Source organism: Acetobacter sp. DsW_059 (assembly GCF_002153695.1).
GTDB lineage: Bacteria > Pseudomonadota > Alphaproteobacteria > Acetobacterales > Acetobacteraceae > Acetobacter > Acetobacter thailandicus.
The window spans coordinates 17,413-33,177 of the sequence record NZ_JOPI01000006.1 but is presented as its reverse complement, the minus strand read 5'-3'; the positions used below and the strand labels follow the sequence as shown (position 1 = coordinate 33,177).

Genomic DNA, 15,765 nt, shown 5'->3' with positions numbered 1-15,765 from the left:
AGTCCATGACTGCCTCGCGTGTCCAGCCTACCCCTATATCTGCGCCCTGGATGCCGGATAGCTGGCGCTCTTTTCCTGTCAGACAAATGCCTTCTTATCCTGATGCTGCTGCACTGAAAGCTGTTGAAGACCGCCTGAGCTCTTACCCGCCTCTGGTCTTTGCCGGTGAGGTAAGGCGTCTGCGCCGTCAGCTTGCTCTGGCATCCCAGGGGAAAGCCTTTGTCCTTCAGGGCGGCCCCTGTGCCGAAAGCTTCAGCGAATTCAAAGCTGACATCGTACGCGACACCTTCCGTGTATTGCTGCAGATGTCCGTTGTTCTGACTTTTGGTGCAAAAGTACCGGTTGTTAAGCTTGGGCGCATGGCAGGGCAGTTTGCCAAGCCTCGCTCTTCTGACACCGAAACACAAAATGGTGTAACCCTGCCCTCTTACCGTGGCGACACCATTAACGGCCCTGAATTTACAGCAGAAGCCCGTATTCCTGACCCGGTACGTATGGAGACCGGCTACTTCCAGTCGGCTGGCATTCAGAACCTGCTGCGCGCCTTCTCACGCGGTGGTTACGCTAACCTGCATGAAGTGCACCGCTGGAACCTCGGTTTTGTTGAGCGCTCTCCACTGGCCGGTCGTTACCGCGCCACCGCAGAAAAAATCAGCGAAACCCTCTCCTTCATGGAAGCCTGTGGTATTGATGCAGGTTCAGCCCCTCAGATTGACGAGACCGAGTTTTATACCTCTCACGAAGCGCTGCTGCTGCCTTATGAGCAGGCAATGACACGCATCGATTCCACCTCTGATGAATGGTATGACTGCTCAGCCCATTTCATCTGGATTGGCGACCGTACCCGTCAGCCTGATGGAGCGCATGTTGAGTTTTTACGTGGTGTGCGTAACCCGCTTGGCATCAAGGTTGGTCCGACCACCAAAGCAGAAGATCTTGAAAAGCTGCTTGAGCTCCTCAACCCTGAAGACGAAGCCGGCCGTATCACTCTTATCTCACGCATGGGTGCAGATAAAATTGCCGAATATCTTCCCCCTCTTATGCGGGCTGTGAAAAAGACCGGTCGTACGGTTACCTGGCTGACAGACCCCATGCACGGCAACACAACCTCAACAACGCAAAATGTTAAAACACGCTCTTTTGATGCCATTATGCGTGAGGTTAAAGGGTTCTTTGATGTATGCGCCGCTGAAGGTGTACATGCCGGTGGTGTTCATATTGAAATGACTGGCCAGAACGTCACGGAATGCGTGGGAGGCGCGCAATGCCTGACAGAATCTGATCTGGGCGATCGTTATGAAACCTTCTGTGACCCGCGCCTCAATGCTGAGCAGTCTCTCGAACTTGCCTTCCTGATGGCAGAAGAACTGACAGACAAACGTCAGAACTAAAACTCGTTCTGATATTGATAAAACAGAAAGCTCCTGCACTATAGTGTATGGGGCTTTCTGCAAATTGTCAGCTCAGGTTAAAGTGGAGACGTAATAAAAAATGAAACAGTCTTTTACAGATCCTCAGATGACACCCGGAGTAGCCACAGCTGCTGCATCTCAGGCACCATCTGACGCCGGTATTACAGCACGCACAGATTCCTATTTTAATCGTACAAAAGAAATCGTCGGGCATTTTGGCGACTGCCAGGTAACCTACGTCTTTTTTATTCGTCGTCCTGTTATTTCAGCTCCGGGCATTGCTCTGGAATGGCTGAAAAATGTTATGAAGGCCCGTAACGCGCCTTATACCGTTGAACTGATACACCCTGAGGGCGAATGGATCGGTGCGGGTGAGCCTATCATGTACATCACCGGCTCATTTCTGCACCTGGCAGACCTTGAAACCCTGCTTTTACAAAAACTGGGCAGTACCTGCGTTGCGGCACATAATGCCTACCAGATGGCGCTCTCTTTACCCAACACAAAATTCCTCGCCATGGATGCCCGCCACTGTGCAGGTTATGAAATGCAGGAACTTATGGCATATGGTGCCTCGGTTGGCAGCCGGGCTGCACAGAAGGACGGAGCGACTGGTTTTGTTGGCACTGCTAACCATGCCGTAGCTGCCTTTTTTAACACCACACATGGCTTTGGCACCATGCCACACGCCCTGATTGGCTACGCTGGCTCAACCGTACGCGCAGCTGAAATGTTTCATGAAATTTATCCTGAGACAGACCTGACAGTTCTGGTCGATTATTTTGGCCGCGAAGTTACAGATGCTCTGAGCGTATGCAAAAGCTTTCCTGAACTGGCTGAGCAGGGTAAATTAGGCGTCAGACTTGATACGCATGGCGGCCGCTTTATGGAAGGGCTGAACCCACAGGAGTCCTACGCTGTGGTCAACCGGCATGCCCCTGAAGCACTGCGCCGTTACCGCTCTGATACTGAACTGCGCTACCTGATTGGCACCGGTGTTTCTGCCGCGGCCATCTGGCATATGCGTGACGCTCTGGATAATGCTGGCTTTCCAAACGTTAAAATTATCGCATCATCAGGCTTTAACGTGATAAAATGTGCCTGTATGACAGATGCTCACGCACCGGTTGATGTGGTTGGCACCGGCTCGTTCATTCCTGATCAGTGGAATGAAACATATGCAACTGCTGATATCGTCTCTTATAACGGTCAGGAACGTGTCAAAATCGGGCGCGAATTCCTCCTCCCCTCCCTACGCACTTTGCAGAAAGGACCCGGCTCATGACCGAAAACTCCGCTACAGAAGATAAAACATGGCGCGTTCGCATTCTTGACCTGGCCGGCGGTGCTGAGGAAGGTATCAGTGAAGAAGTCGGCGGGTTCCATGACCTGGCGCATGCCAATGCTTTTGCCCGCTGCTATGTGCGTGACAGTATTGAACGCTGCCGGACAGCAGGTGCGTCAGCCAGAGAAGTGCTCGACGCATGGCTCTGCTTTGGTGAAGATGCTATTGTTGTCGACGCAGGTGATGACGCATGGCTGTCAGCCAACGAGCTTGATGACTTCACCGCAACACCGGCTTCGTTTATGGAACGCGACTGGCGTATGCTTGATCCCCGCCGTCTGGTTGATGAAGAGGAGGAGGATTTCTCCGCCTATGCTGATACAGATGATGAGGATTCTGCTACCACACATCATTAAACGCTGGTCGTACGGCCTGTCTGACCAGGCACCATCACTTTATCATACAGAGACTTTATGAAACTTCGTTTTGCTCCCAGCCCTACCGGTATGCTGCATGTCGGCAACGCCCGTCTTGCCATTGCCAACGCCCTGTTTGCCCGCCATCACGGGGGTAAGTTTCAGCTCCGTATTGATGATACTGACACTGAGCGTTCGAAAGAAAGCCATGCTGAAGCTATTCGCACTGACCTTAGCTGGCTTGGCATTACCTGGGATGAAACTTTCAGACAGACAGAACGCCTCGACCGCTATGCCCGGGCCATTGCAAAACTGAAAGCCACCGGGCGCCTTTACCCCTGTTTTGAAAGCGAATACGAGCTCGCTGCAAAACGCGAAATACAGATCCGCCAGCGTCGTCCCCCCATCTATGACCGGGCTATGCTGAAACTGACAGCACAGCAGCGCGCCCAGGCTGAAGCCAATGGCAAAGTGCCTTACTGGCGTTTTCAGCTTTCTGAACGCGTTGTGCGCTGGCAGGACCAGGTCATGGGAGAATGTCAGGTCAAACTGCCTTCGCTCTCTGACCCTGTCTTAGTGCGGACTGATGGCACGGTGCTTTACACCCTCGCCTCTGTTGTTGATGACATGGAGACGGGCATCACACACATTATCCGCGGTGAAGATCACGTCACCAACACCGGGGTGCAGATCGACATTGCAGAGGCACTCGGGGCAAAGCCTGACCACTTTAATTTTGCACATCTGCCCCTGCTGCTTGATGAAAATGGCGGCAAACTGTCAAAACGCTTTGACGCTATGTCTCTGCGTACCCTGCGAACTGACGGAATGGAGCCCGAAGCGCTGGTCGCTTACCTGGCACGCCTGGGCAGCTCTGATGACCCGGTTCTGCTACCGTTTGAAGAGCAGGCACGCGTTTATAATATTTCACACGTCTCCAGATCAGCTGCACGCTTTAACATCCAGCAGCTGCTGAGCCTGAACCACAAATTCCTCGGTCAGCAGCCATATGAAACCGTCAGAGAGCATCTGCCCGCAGGCAGTAGTGAAGAATTCTGGCTGGCGATCCGCGGTAATATTGAACTGCTGTCTGAAGCCAGACACTGGTTTAATGTTGTATATGAAGACATTATTCCACCGGTTCAGGAGCCGGAGCAGACTGCCTTCCTGCACCAGGCAGCAACATTTCTTCCCGATGAGCCATGGGACGTGAGCACCTGGAAAACATGGACCGCCACGCTGAAAGAAAAAACCGGCCTTTCAGGTAAAGCTCTTTTTCTTCCGCTGCGTCTTGCCCTGACCGGCGAAGAACACGGCCCTGAACTCAAAGACCTGCTGCCTCTTATGGGGCGCAAACGTGCTCTTGCCCGTCTTCTCGCCGGGGCAGAAAACTAAAAAAGTCCAGATATCAGGCACACGCATATGTGCAATACAGTAAAGTGTGCCTGACAATTCTGCACAGCGTGCTTATAGTTCTGAAAAACATAGTGCGCTGCAGGATAACATTCTGATCTGATGACGAAATACTCTCTCAGCCGACGTTCTTTACTGTCTGCCGCCGGAGCAGCCCTTCTCTGGCCCGTGCGGAGCCATGCGCAGGATTTCAACCCTGACATCATTCAGCCCGCTGAGCTTGAAACTCTCAAATGGGCACCGCGGACCCGCACAATCATTCAGAAATTTTTAGAGCAGCATCAGCAACAAAGTGCTTTTGACCGGGTCGGAGCCCGTCCTTACATCGTTGTTGACTGGGATAACACTGCCATTGTTGGAAATGTGCAGCTTACCCTGTTTTACTACATGCTGGAGCACTTCTCGTTCCTGCTCCCCGCTTATAGTTTTCGCACACTTTTTTCTGGTCATATATCAGGTGAGGCACTGCCGGCACCACTTCTCACGACCGACAAGAAACCTCTCTCTTTGCAGGCTCTTTCAGAAGATTTACTCGAAGATTATCAAACTCTTTTAGCACAGTACAGCCACCGCCCACACCCGCTTCCCCGCAATGAGCTGGTGCAAAACCCTGCTCTTCAGGCCTTTCGTGCACGTATGGCCTTTTTTCACCAGGCACTGATAGCAACCCAGGGTGAAGAAAGTGCACAGCGATGGCTTGTCTCTCTGGCAGCAGGCCAGACACATGCCAGCATACTTGCCGTAAGTCGCGCAGCTTATGAACGTGAGCTTGGGCAATCAATTGGTACCGAAACATGGAATTGCCCGCAAAGTCGCCCGGGCAAAGCCGGAGCTGTCAGTGTAACCCTGTCGCAGGGGCTGCGCCTGACACCCGAGATGGCTGATTTTTTTCAGATTATACAGGAATACGGTATAGACCCGGTCATATGCACATCATCATTTGAGGAAAGCACAGCAGCCTTCGCGACTTCTACAGAATATGGCTATAATCTGCCACGTGCATTAATTCTGGGTGCACGCCTCAGCAGTAAAAAAAGTGTGCTTCAGCCTTCAGCTGCCCCAGGATACCCCTTCCCTTACGATGACGGGAAGGTCACTCTGATCCGCTCCCATTTTGTGGAAAAGCGTAAAAAAAATCCTCTGATGATCATTGCAGGAGAAGATGGATCTGCTGCACTCCTTAAAGCCTTTCCTGACACACCGTTATGCTGTCTGATTAACCGCAAACAAACACCATCTATGCAGGTTTTTCTGAAAAAAGCTGTAGCTGAACTCAAAACAAACTCGCCACATTTTCTGCTTCAGGGGCGCGACGAAAATACCGGTGAATGGCGGCCATCAGCCGCCAGCCTTTACCTGGGCGAAACGACTCCGTCTCTGCCCTGAGCAATACTACTCCTTCAAAACAGCACAGGCCACACGGCCGCCTGCCCCACCAATGGGCTGTGACTGGTAGTCATCAGGATTAGCGTGGATAACCACTGACGCTCCGTCTTTATCAAGTAAAACAGAACGACCACCCTCAGCCGTTTTCAAAGACACCAGAGGGGAATAAAACTCTGCCCGGGCTGAACCATCGTGCCCGACATAAATATTTGGCAAATCACCGGCGTCATTAGCTTTTTCATTCATAAAACCATGTACTACCGGCGTTGTTGCGTGCACATGTCCTCCAGCCGAGGTGAATTTATCAGGTGTGCAACTGCCTTTTTCATGAAAATGCACAGCATGCCAGCCAGGGGTAAGGCCACTCACCTCAAGATGAATCAACACACCATGAGGGGCCGGGCGCACCTCAACAGTGCCACGCTCACTACCCTGTGCATCAATAAACTGACCATGAGCGGCACTTTCGGCGTGCGCCACAGCGGGAAAAACAGCAAGACCTGCTATAAGCGCACAAGCCTTTTTGATACGTAATGCCACCATCTTCCTGTCCTTTATTGTCTGATAACCTATTGAATATCATCATAGAACATAAGCCAAGAAAAAACCCTGCCAGGGCAGCCCGGCAGGGTTTCATGCAACTCAGGAAACTGCAAAAAACAGTTTAGTTTCTGGTTTTGTCAACCATACGTGACTTTGCAATCCATGGCATCATACCACGCAGTTTTTCGCCAACGGCTTCAATCTGGTGTGCGTCGTTAATTGCGCGTGTGGCTTTAAAGCCAACATTACCAGACTGGTTTTCGAGAATGAAGTTACGCACGAAAGTACCGTTCTGAATATCTGTCAGAATTTCTTTCATAGCTTTTTTGCTTTCAGCCGTGATCACACGCGGACCAGAGACATACTCACCATATTCAGCTGTATTAGAAATAGAGTAGTTCATGTTGGCAATGCCGCCTTCATAGATCAGATCTACGATCAGCTTCATTTCATGCAGACACTCAAAATAGGCCATTTCAGGGGCATAGCCACCTTCAACCAGTGTTTCAAAACCAGCACGGATCAGCTCAACCAGGCCACCACACAGAACTGCCTGCTCACCGAACAGATCGGTTTCAACTTCTTCTTTAAAGCTTGTTTCAATCGTGCCGGCACGACCACCACCAATGGCAGAAGCATAAGACAGAGCGATTTCAAGCGCTGCACCTGATTTGTCCTGAGCAATCGCAACAAGACAGGGTACACCACCACCACGCTGATATTCAGAGCGTACTGTGTGGCCAGGACCTTTTGGTGCGATCAGGAACACATCAAGGTCAGGACGGGCTTCAATGATACGGAAGTGAATTGCCAGACCGTGAGCAAAAACCAGAGCCGCACCCTGTTTCAGGTTCTTTTCCAGAGACTCTTTATAAAGAGCGCCCTGCCCTTCGTCAGGTGTCAGCACCATAACAACATCAGCCCATGCAGCGGCTTTGTCTGGTGTCATAACCGTAAAACCAGCATCCTGTGCTTTTTTAACGGCTGATGAACCTTCACGCAGACCGATAACCAGGTCTTTTACACCGCTGTCTTTCAGGTTGTTTGCATGAGCATGGCCCTGACTGCCATAACCAATGACCGCAACTTTTTTAGATTTAATCAGGTTAACGTCTGCATCACGATCATAATAAACGCGCAGTGCCATTCTCTTTTTTCCTGTTCTGACAGACCCCGATGGTCTGCATTGTTAAGTTGATGCGTCAGTGTTGCTAAATTGTCTGTGGCCCGCGACGAATAGCCGCAACCCCTGTGCGAGACACTTCAGCCAGCCCAAGCGGACGCATAAGCTCAATAAAGCTGTCGAGTTTATCGGTTGAACCTGTGAGTTCAAACACGAAGGAGGATGCAGTTGTATCAACAGCGCGCGCACGAAAAGCCTGAGCTATACGCAGGGCTTCTGTGCGGGACTCACCATGTGACACAACCTTAATCAGTGCCATTTCACGTGCGACATGCGGCCCCTCAGCTGTGAGGTTCACCACACGCGACACAGGCACCTGACGTTCAATCTGTGCTTCAATCTGACGAATATCAGCCGGTGTGCCTGTTGTGACGACATTCACACGTGACACGAGACCTTCTTCGTCAACCGGTGCAACTGTCAGGCTCCGGATGTTATATCCACGCCCTGAAAACAAACCGATAATACGGGCCAGAGCCCCACTTTCGTTATCTACCAGCAGAGAGATAACTGCAGGACCGGGAATTTCCTTCTGCATATTTAAACTTCCTGAAGTTATAGCTTAGGAAAACATCTGATGCGGCATCAGCAGGCCACAAGATTCGTGCTCAGACAAGAGCCCGGCCTTCACGGGTGACCTGCACGCCACGCTCCTCCTGCTCAGGCCCCAGAATCATCTCATTATGAGCGGCACCCGAAGGAATCATCGGGAAGCAGTTTTCACCCTCTGCCACGCACAGATCAACAACAACAGGGCCAGGATGCGCCAGTGCTTCGCGAATTACGTTATCAAGCTCATCAAGACGGGTTGCCCGCATCCCCTTTGCATGAAAACTTTCAGCCAGTCTGATAAAGTCAGGCAGCGCGTCGCTGTAACTTTCTGAATAACGCGAACCATGCAGAAGCTCCTGCCACTGCCGCACCATACCCATATAATGGTTGTTAATAATGAACAGCTTAACCGGCAGGCGATACTGGGCAATCGTCCCCAGTTCCTGCACATTCATAAGGGTTGAAGCCTCACCGGCAATATCGAGCACCAGAGCGTCTGGGTGGGCTATCTGCGCACCAACAGCCGCAGGCAGACCATACCCCATCGTGCCCAGGCCACCTGATGTCAGCCAGCGGTTAGGGGCGTCAAACTGAAAATACTGTGCAGCCCACATCTGATGCTGCCCGACTTCAGTGCTGACATAGGTCTCGCGTCCCGTCTCACGGGCCAGTTCATAAATCCGACGAATAGCCTGCTGAGGCTTAATCACCGCATCAGGAGCCTGGTCCTGTGAAAAACGCAGACAGTCGAGGCCACGCCAGGCTTCGATCTGCTGCCACCAGGCATCAAGATCATCATTATGTTCATAGGCAGACTGCGCTTCCCATTCTTCGATCATCAGCGCCATGGTGCGGCCGACATCACCAATAATGGGCAGATCAACATGCACAATTTTATTGATCTGAGACGGATCAATATCGACATGAATTTTAAATGAATCGGGAGAGAATGCATCCAGGCGGCCTGTAACACGGTCATCAAAGCGGCTGCCCAGCGCTATCAGAACATCACACCCATGCGTTGCCAGATTCGCCTCATATGTGCCGTGCATGCCCAGCATCCCCAGGAACTGGCTGTCAGTTCCGGGAAATGCTCCCAGCCCCATAAGAGTTGACGTAACAGGAAACCGTGTAAGGCGAGCCAGTTTGCGCAGCGTTTCAGACGCCTGCGGACCAGCATTAATAATACCACCACCAGTATAAAACAGCGGGCGGCGTGCTTTTTTCATTGCAGCCACAGCGGCAGCCACCGCTGCACGCTCGGGGTCCATACGCACTTTACCAGTGCGCGGCGTTACAGCTCCGGCACCGACATAAGGGGCGTCACCAACCATGATATTTTTTGGCAAATCAACAAGAACCGGACCAGGACGACCTGAGCGGGCTATTGCAAATGCTTCATGCAGGGTTTCAGCCAGGGTCTCGGGGTCACGTACCAGATAATTATATTTGGTAACCGGGCGGGTAATACCTGTGGTGTCTGCCTCCTGAAATGCATCGTAGCCAATCAGTGGTGAAGGCACCTGCCCGGACAGACACACCAGCGGGATAGAATCCATCAGTGCATCGAGCAGCCCGGTGACAGCATTTGTCGCACCCGGCCCGCTTGTGACCAGAACAACCCCGACTTTACCTGTTGAGCGTGCATAAGCCTCGGCCGCATGCACAGCAGCCTGCTCATGGCGAACAAGAACATGACGAATAGCATTCTGACGAAACAATGCATCATAAATAGGGAGCACTGCCCCGCCAGGATAGCCGAAAATCACCTCCACACCCTGCTCCTGAAGAGCGCGCATAAGAACTTCCGCTCCGGGGAGAGATGCGGTGTTCTTTGTAGCCGGGTGGGCTGAGGCTGTGTTCGACATAATATTATTCCGTCTTTTCAAATCGGTCTGAGCGCATCTTTAGAGAACTGAAGGGGGAGCGTCAATCCCGTTAATAATAAAAGAAATGATTTCCTCTCTTTTTCTTTCCGAAAATTTCTCAAATGGCGGTGTGCACGCATTAAAATCATATGTTCGCTCATCCTCAGCCAGAGCATGATGGGCAAACCACGTCGCCTGACGGCGCGTATAACGCCCGGTTGCCAGCACAGCCAGGCGCATCGCCTCCTCCTCACTGATTTCACCCTGCAGACAGGCTCTCAGTTCCGGCACGCCATGGGCACGCATAGCCGGCAAAGCGGGGTCAAGGTTTTGCGAAAGGAGCGCCCGCACCTCTGCCAGCGCGCCCTGCGCCATCATTTTATTAAAACGCTGTGCAATGCGGGCTCTTAACTCATCACGCGGCGGTAAAAGACGTAATGCGACAAAACGACAGGCGGCAGGCGGCAGGCCGGGCTGCTGCTGCCACCAGGCCAGACTGCGGCCGGTGCTGCGCAGCACCTCCCACGCGCGGCTGACACGTTGCGAATCTGCCGGCTGCAAACGCGCAGCCATTTCGGGGTCTGCCTCCATCAGACGGTCATGCAGGGCAGCAGCTCCGTACTCACTGACAAACTCACGGGTTTGCTCACGCACAAGCGGGTCAGAGGGCGGAATTTCAGCAAGCCCTTTAACCAGAGCATTCATATACATCCCGGTGCCACCACACAGAATGGGCAACTGCCCTGCCTGCCAAGCCTCGTTCATGCACTCAAGCGCGCGCTCACGCCACCAGGCCACGCTCCCTTTTTCAGCTGCCGGTAAAACCCCGTATAAACGATGAGGGACAGACGCCTCATCTGCCTCAGCCGGCCGTGCGGTCAGAACTCTCAGTTCTTTATAAACCTGCATCGAATCTGCATTAATGATTGTACCGTGCAGAGCTTTTGCCAGCATAAGCGCCATATCCGACTTGCCAGAGCAGGTTGGCCCGGCCACAATCACGGCTGGCAGCCGATGCGGTGCGCTCACATCAAAGTTCCATACATCTGCTTGCCTCATACGAGCATTCCTGTCACATTACGGGCAAATGAAAACCCTTGTTCTGACCCTTGTTGCACAACGCGATGCAACGACGCTGAGCGATGACATTATCGCTACGGCGCAGGAGTGCATGCACAGCACGCACTCTCCTTCTGTTCTCTCACCTGGCGAAGCAGCCGACATTATCTGCCCTGCTGATGCCGCAGAACGGCTGCCGCTTTTACAGGCCGCTCTGGGTGACAAACCAGTTGATGCGGTCCTGACACATCCGGCAGCGCGACGCAAACACCTGCTGGTTTCAGACATGGACAGCACCATTGTCGCCGGTGAAACGCTTGATGACCTGGCAACACATGCTGGTATTGGCGATAAGATTGCCGCTATCACTACACGCTCCATGAATGGCGAGCTGGACTTTGCCACTGCTCTGCGTGAGCGTGTGGCTCTGCTCAAAGGTTTTCCGGCCTCATTGCTTGAAAAAGCCTGGCAGGATGTGCGCCTCAACGATGGCGCAAAAGCCCTTGTGCAGACAATGCGGGCACACGGCGCCTATACGGCTCTGGTTTCAGGCGGGTTCACTTTTTTTACTGAACGTGTTGCTGCCCTGTGTAATTTTCAGGAACATCATGCCAATACGCTGCTAAGCGATAACGGTTTTCTGACAGGTGAAACCGGCCAGCCTGTTCTTGGCCCTGACACCAAGCTGCACCTGCTCAACACATTATCACAGCGCCACCACCTTGCCCCCGAGCAGGCTCTGGCTATTGGTGACGGCGCCAATGACCTGCCTATGCTGCAGGCCGCGGGGCTTGGCCTGGCCTTTTTTGCCAAACCTGTTGTGCGTGAAAAAATTACAGCGCAGATTAACCACACCTCGCTGCGTACAGCACTTTTTGCCCAGGGCTATCCCGCCTCGGTTTTCCCCGGCCCATAAAGCGTGACAAACGATGCAGTTTAACACCAGCAAACTCTCACGACTTCCTGTAACCCGTATCATTACGGGCACAACCGGCTGTGCGCTGATGTTATACTGCTATCGTTACTATGTCTTACTCCCCCCCGATTCACCCGAGCACGTCATGCGCCATATGGCAGCACTGATTGTCGGTACTATTGTGCTGCTGGGGACCATCTGGGCATAAATCTGTCATCACAGAGCCAGCCGACGGTGCATTTCACCAACCAGCTCCGTTGTGTCATCAAGAGGCTGGACTGCCCATATTTCAGGTAAACGCTGCGCCCTGCTCTCCAGCAGCCTGACACGCCTGGCTTTAACCAGCTCATCCACAAAACGAAAAATACGCCGTGATCTGCCTGGTAACGGAAAGACCGACACAGGCGCTGTGCCCGCTACAGCTTCTGACACCATAGAAACGCTGTCTGTCGTTACGACAATCTGGTCGGCACAGGCAATCAGCCCTTTATAAGGGTTATCACCTTCACCATTCCAGACCTCTCCTCCCACAGCGTGAACCCGCTCAGTCAGCACGGCCAGTGCTGCGGGGTCTGTGCGCCGCGAGGGTGTTACCATAAGACTACCCCGGGAATCCGCAGTCGTGACGGCAAGAGCATCCCCAAGACTTGCGGCCTCACGCACACCAAAGCTGAAACGTCCGTTAGACCCGCCCACCAGAGCCGCTGTCAGGGGGCGTGGTAAATGAGCAAAACGGGGCATCCACTCAGCACGTACCTGCTCCAGCACCTCAGGCGTTAACCCATGAAGTGCCGTGCGGCCAAGCAACACGTTCGGCCCGTTTATTTCATCATGTACACAGGCCAGAATAAGATTAAAACGTGACAAAGCCTGTCGCGGATGCTGAATCTGCACAACAGGCAAGCCTGCCACAGCGCTCAGCGCAGCCCCTGCAGCCCCGCCTTTGCCACCAATACTAATAAGCATCTGTGCTGTCTTCTGCGCTTCTTTGACCAGATCGACACCGTTCAGATCAGCAAGACACCTGCGGCTCAGCATCTCAGGGCCACGCAGCAGCAAGCGAGATAAACGTGAGGGGCGGACAGGATGAAACGCGCTCTGCCACTCTGCACGCACAGCCAGACCACACGCCTGAGAGCGCATCCCCGCGAAGTCTTCCCCTATAATCAGTGCTGAAACTGACACGATTTTCTCCTCTGGCTAAACATCATACTCTGTGCGGGGTTTAAAATTCTGCCATGTTTGGGCATATAGACAAGACATTCTTCGCTCAAGGCAGACAAAACCAGCATGTCTAACAGTTTCGAGACAATGGGCCTTCTGCCCGCTCTTTGCACTCACGCTACCCAGGCGGGTATGACACAACCGACCCCCGTGCAGGAACAGACCATTCCTGCCGTGCTTAATGATAAAGATGTGCTGGCCATTGCCCCCACCGGCACAGGTAAAACGGCGGCCTATGCGCTGCCACTGTTACACCATTTGCTCAGCACACGCCGTCACAACGATGTGCTGGTGATTGTACCGACCCGGGAGCTTGCCCTGCAAACTGCCGGTGTTTTCAGACGCTGCCTGGGGCTGGACCCCAGAGCGAACCGTTTTAAGAGCGGTGCCCCGGCTGTTATCACATTATATGGTGGAGCTGACCGCGAACCTCAGGCTGAAAGTCTCGATCATAAGGGGCCGCGCGTTATTATCGCAACGCCGGGCCGCCTGCTTGATTTTATTCATATGGGTGACCTGGACCCGGCAACCTGCACCCGTGTTGTAATGGATGAAGGGGACAGGCTGTTTGCCCCTGAATTTTTTGAAGAAAGTGCAACTGTTATCGAGAGCCTGCCTGAAATACGTCAGACTTTATTTTTCTCGGCAACATTGCCTGATACACTGACACCCGTTTTGCACAAGTTACTGCACAAACCGGTTAAGGTTGAAATTGAAAAACACCCTGAGAAAAGAGGCCCCATTCGTCAGGGCGCTTATTTTATTGACCCCGGACTGCGGACTGCTTTTCTTAAGACGTTTTTTAACCGCGACAGAAAAAGTAAAACGATTGTCTTTACCCAGACAAAAGCTGAGGCTGATCAGATTGCGAGCTTTCTGAAAAAGAACAAACTGCCTGCGGCACCTCTGCATGGTGACCTGACACAGGCTCAGCGTAATGCAACTGTAGCCAGCTTCACCTCAGGGCGCACACCCATACTGGTTGCAACAGATATTGCTGCACGCGGGCTGGACGTGCCTGACGTTAAAACCGTTATTAATTTTGCCCCGCCTGAACAGCCCGAAGTCTATCTCCACCGTATTGGCCGCACAGGCAGGGCCGGTAAAACAGGCACTGCTCTGACCTTATGCAGCCTGACAGACCGCAAAAAACTCCGTGATATTGAAAAAGGTGCCGAAATAAAATTTCGTATCCTGACCGAAGAGCAGGCCTTGCCACCACCAGCTAACTAACTGTTTTATTGTAATTTTATTAAAAATTCTTTTTTTATACTTTTTTAACTTCCCGGACGGTAAATCAGTCCGGGGAGGGATTGCATACCAGCCCCCTTACTTTCATAGTAACTGCACTATGCAGGCATATTTCTTGTCAGCAGCTAATTTTTATCTGTAGTCAGACAGGATACACACTATGAGCTGTGCCTCCCGCAGACACAACACCGAGCATGCTCCGGTACGCTTCCGGACGATTTCTGCTGTGCTGGCTCCATCTCAGTATTCCCTGCCCGTCTTCACTCAGACAATCCCCCCTCCTGACATTACCCCCTGGATTAAAGGCAATTGTGGAATCGAAGGTGTGCATCACTTTGAAGGCCCCGCACGCGGGCCCCATGTTGTCATTACGGCTCTTATGCATGGCAATGAATATGCCGGGGCTTATGCTCTCAATGCGCTGCTGTCTCAAAAAATACGCCCTGAAAGCGGAAAACTCAGCCTGATTTTTCTCAACTTAAAAGCTTTTGAGCAGTTTGACCCCCAACACCCCACACGCAGCCGCTTTGTGGATGAGGATATGAACCGGCTCTGGTGCCCTGACCTTCTTCGCTCAGGCCATCAGTCTTACGAAATAAACCGTATCCGAGCTGTGGCCCCGCTTATTACAGAAGCAGACAGAGTGCTCGACCTGCACTCGATGTTCTGGGACGGCCCGCCTCTTTTACTCACAGGCCAGAAACAAAAAAATATAAACCATTCACGTGCCGTTGCCTCAGCTCTGACCAGCCCGCCGTGGGTTATACAGGATGCTCCCTGTCAGAGCGGTCTGCGCCTGATTGATCACCCTCATTTTTTATCTGATAATACACAGGCAACAGCCTGCCTTTTTGAAACAGGACAACACTGGAGCACCGCAAGTCAGGAGCTGGCATGTCGGGCTGCAGCTCTTTTTCCGCAAATATGCGGAATCATCTCTTCAGATCAAAGAGCGACACCTGTCGCAGCAAATATCAAAGCACCTGTCGCAGCCGTGACACATGCTGTGCATGCACGCACAGATAAATTCATTTTTATAAAACCATTTCGCAACTGTGACCTTATTCGCAGACAGGGAACTCTTCTGGCTCTTGATGGAGGAGAAGAAATTCGTACGCCTTACGATAACTGCCTTCTGGTTATTCCTAACCTGCGACCGGTCAAAAACCACATTGCGCTCAGGCTTGCCAGAGCCTGTTAAACACTTACAGCGCCGCTTTAACACGACGCTGTAAGGTCACCGAGACCTGACGGCCA

15 protein-coding genes are annotated in these 15,765 nt (G+C 52.5%); 9 read left to right on the top strand and 6 right to left on the bottom strand.

Going from position 1 to position 15,765, the window contains the following annotated elements; genetic code table 11:
• Positions 1–5 precede the first annotated feature (5 nt).
• The 5 genes from HK25_RS01540 (at position 6) to HK25_RS01520 (ending at position 5,912) form a co-directional block, all read left to right on the top strand.
• On the top strand, positions 6–1,391 hold the full coding sequence (locus HK25_RS01540; protein WP_086554543.1) for a class II 3-deoxy-7-phosphoheptulonate synthase: 1,386 nt from the start codon (positions 6–8) through the stop codon (positions 1,389–1,391).
• 127 nt (positions 1,392–1,518) lie between these two features.
• Positions 1,519–2,697: a nicotinate phosphoribosyltransferase gene (locus HK25_RS01535; protein ID WP_086554639.1), complete on the top strand. Its 1,179-nt coding sequence runs from the start codon at positions 1,519–1,521 to the stop codon at positions 2,695–2,697.
• Positions 2,694–3,113, top strand: a complete 420-nt coding sequence (locus HK25_RS01530) for a hypothetical protein (RefSeq protein ID WP_086554542.1) — start codon at positions 2,694–2,696, stop codon at positions 3,111–3,113. The genes HK25_RS01535 and HK25_RS01530 overlap by 4 nt, the downstream gene beginning before the upstream one ends.
• Positions 3,114–3,170: 57 nt before the next feature.
• A complete protein-coding gene (gltX, locus tag HK25_RS01525; protein ID WP_086635083.1) occupies positions 3,171–4,508 on the top strand; it encodes a glutamate--tRNA ligase in 1,338 nt (445 codons plus the stop codon).
• Positions 4,509–4,628: 120 nt separating this feature from the next.
• Complete coding sequence (locus HK25_RS01520; protein ID WP_086635082.1) at positions 4,629–5,912, top strand: lipoprotein pyruvate-formate lyase; 1,284 nt, start codon at positions 4,629–4,631, stop codon at positions 5,910–5,912.
• 6 nt (positions 5,913–5,918) lie between these two features.
• Here HK25_RS01520 and sodC read toward each other — a convergent pair whose 3' ends face one another.
• The 5 genes from sodC to miaA form a co-directional block, all read right to left on the bottom strand.
• A complete protein-coding gene (gene sodC, locus HK25_RS01515) occupies positions 5,919–6,455 on the bottom strand; it encodes a superoxide dismutase[Cu-Zn] (protein ID WP_086635081.1) in 537 nt (178 codons plus the stop codon).
• A gap of 121 nt (positions 6,456–6,576) precedes the next feature.
• On the bottom strand, positions 6,577–7,596 hold the full coding sequence (ilvC, locus tag HK25_RS01510; RefSeq protein WP_086554638.1) for a ketol-acid reductoisomerase: 1,020 nt from the start codon (positions 7,594–7,596) through the stop codon (positions 6,577–6,579).
• 70 nt (positions 7,597–7,666) lie between these two features.
• Positions 7,667–8,176 (bottom strand): acetolactate synthase small subunit, encoded by a 510-nt coding sequence (gene ilvN, locus HK25_RS01505; RefSeq protein ID WP_086635080.1) that lies wholly within the window; start codon positions 8,174–8,176, stop codon positions 7,667–7,669.
• A gap of 70 nt (positions 8,177–8,246) precedes the next feature.
• Positions 8,247–10,058 (bottom strand): biosynthetic-type acetolactate synthase large subunit, encoded by a 1,812-nt coding sequence (gene ilvB / locus HK25_RS01500; RefSeq protein ID WP_086635079.1) that lies wholly within the window; start codon positions 10,056–10,058, stop codon positions 8,247–8,249.
• Between the two features lie 39 nt (positions 10,059–10,097).
• Positions 10,098–11,117: a tRNA (adenosine(37)-N6)-dimethylallyltransferase MiaA gene (miaA, locus tag HK25_RS01495; RefSeq protein ID WP_086635078.1), complete on the bottom strand. Its 1,020-nt coding sequence runs from the start codon at positions 11,115–11,117 to the stop codon at positions 10,098–10,100.
• Positions 11,118–11,145: 28 nt separating this feature from the next.
• Between miaA and serB the strand changes: the two genes are divergently transcribed.
• Together serB and HK25_RS01485 are read left to right on the top strand one after the other, a co-directional pair.
• Positions 11,146–12,033: a phosphoserine phosphatase SerB gene (serB, locus tag HK25_RS01490; RefSeq protein ID WP_086635077.1), complete on the top strand. Its 888-nt coding sequence runs from the start codon at positions 11,146–11,148 to the stop codon at positions 12,031–12,033.
• 13 nt (positions 12,034–12,046) lie between these two features.
• Positions 12,047–12,241, top strand: coding sequence for a hypothetical protein (locus HK25_RS01485; protein ID WP_086635076.1), 195 nt, complete (start codon positions 12,047–12,049; stop codon positions 12,239–12,241).
• Between the two features lie 8 nt (positions 12,242–12,249).
• Here HK25_RS01485 and HK25_RS01480 read toward each other — a convergent pair whose 3' ends face one another.
• Positions 12,250–13,176, bottom strand: a complete 927-nt coding sequence (locus HK25_RS01480; protein ID WP_086635107.1) for a mitochondrial fission ELM1 family protein — start codon at positions 13,174–13,176, stop codon at positions 12,250–12,252.
• A gap of 147 nt (positions 13,177–13,323) precedes the next feature.
• On the opposite strand from HK25_RS01480, the gene HK25_RS01475 reads away from it, so the two are divergent.
• Positions 13,324–14,490, top strand: coding sequence for a DEAD/DEAH box helicase (locus HK25_RS01475; protein WP_086635075.1), 1,167 nt, complete (start codon positions 13,324–13,326; stop codon positions 14,488–14,490).
• A gap of 178 nt (positions 14,491–14,668) precedes the next feature.
• Positions 14,669–15,709: a succinylglutamate desuccinylase/aspartoacylase family protein gene (locus HK25_RS01470; RefSeq protein ID WP_086635074.1), complete on the top strand. Its 1,041-nt coding sequence runs from the start codon at positions 14,669–14,671 to the stop codon at positions 15,707–15,709.
• The last annotated feature ends 56 nt before the right edge of the window (positions 15,710–15,765 follow it).

What these genes read in the sequence shown, in the direction of transcription:
- HK25_RS01540 (WP_086554543.1), top strand. Translation starts at nt 6, where the DNA reads ATGACTGCCTCGCGTGTCCAGCCTACCCCTATATCTGCGCCCTGGATG.
- HK25_RS01535 (WP_086554639.1), top strand. Translation starts at nt 1,519, where the DNA reads ATGACACCCGGAGTAGCCACAGCTGCTGCATCTCAGGCACCATCTGAC.
- HK25_RS01530 (WP_086554542.1), top strand. Translation starts at nt 2,694, where the DNA reads ATGACCGAAAACTCCGCTACAGAAGATAAAACATGGCGCGTTCGCATT.
- gltX (WP_086635083.1), top strand. Translation starts at nt 3,171, where the DNA reads ATGAAACTTCGTTTTGCTCCCAGCCCTACCGGTATGCTGCATGTCGGC.
- HK25_RS01520 (WP_086635082.1), top strand. Translation starts at nt 4,629, where the DNA reads ATGACGAAATACTCTCTCAGCCGACGTTCTTTACTGTCTGCCGCCGGA.
- sodC (WP_086635081.1), bottom strand. Translation starts at nt 6,455, where the DNA reads ATGGTGGCATTACGTATCAAAAAGGCTTGTGCGCTTATAGCAGGTCTT.
- ilvN (WP_086635080.1), bottom strand. Translation starts at nt 8,176, where the DNA reads ATGCAGAAGGAAATTCCCGGTCCTGCAGTTATCTCTCTGCTGGTAGAT.
- ilvB (WP_086635079.1), bottom strand. Translation starts at nt 10,058, where the DNA reads ATGTCGAACACAGCCTCAGCCCACCCGGCTACAAAGAACACCGCATCT.
- miaA (WP_086635078.1), bottom strand. Translation starts at nt 11,117, where the DNA reads ATGAGGCAAGCAGATGTATGGAACTTTGATGTGAGCGCACCGCATCGG.
- serB (WP_086635077.1), top strand. Translation starts at nt 11,146, where the DNA reads ATGAAAACCCTTGTTCTGACCCTTGTTGCACAACGCGATGCAACGACG.
- HK25_RS01485 (WP_086635076.1), top strand. Translation starts at nt 12,047, where the DNA reads ATGCAGTTTAACACCAGCAAACTCTCACGACTTCCTGTAACCCGTATC.
- HK25_RS01480 (WP_086635107.1), bottom strand. Translation starts at nt 13,176, where the DNA reads ATGCGCTCTCAGGCGTGTGGTCTGGCTGTGCGTGCAGAGTGGCAGAGC.
- HK25_RS01475 (WP_086635075.1), top strand. Translation starts at nt 13,324, where the DNA reads ATGTCTAACAGTTTCGAGACAATGGGCCTTCTGCCCGCTCTTTGCACT.
- HK25_RS01470 (WP_086635074.1), top strand. Translation starts at nt 14,669, where the DNA reads ATGAGCTGTGCCTCCCGCAGACACAACACCGAGCATGCTCCGGTACGC.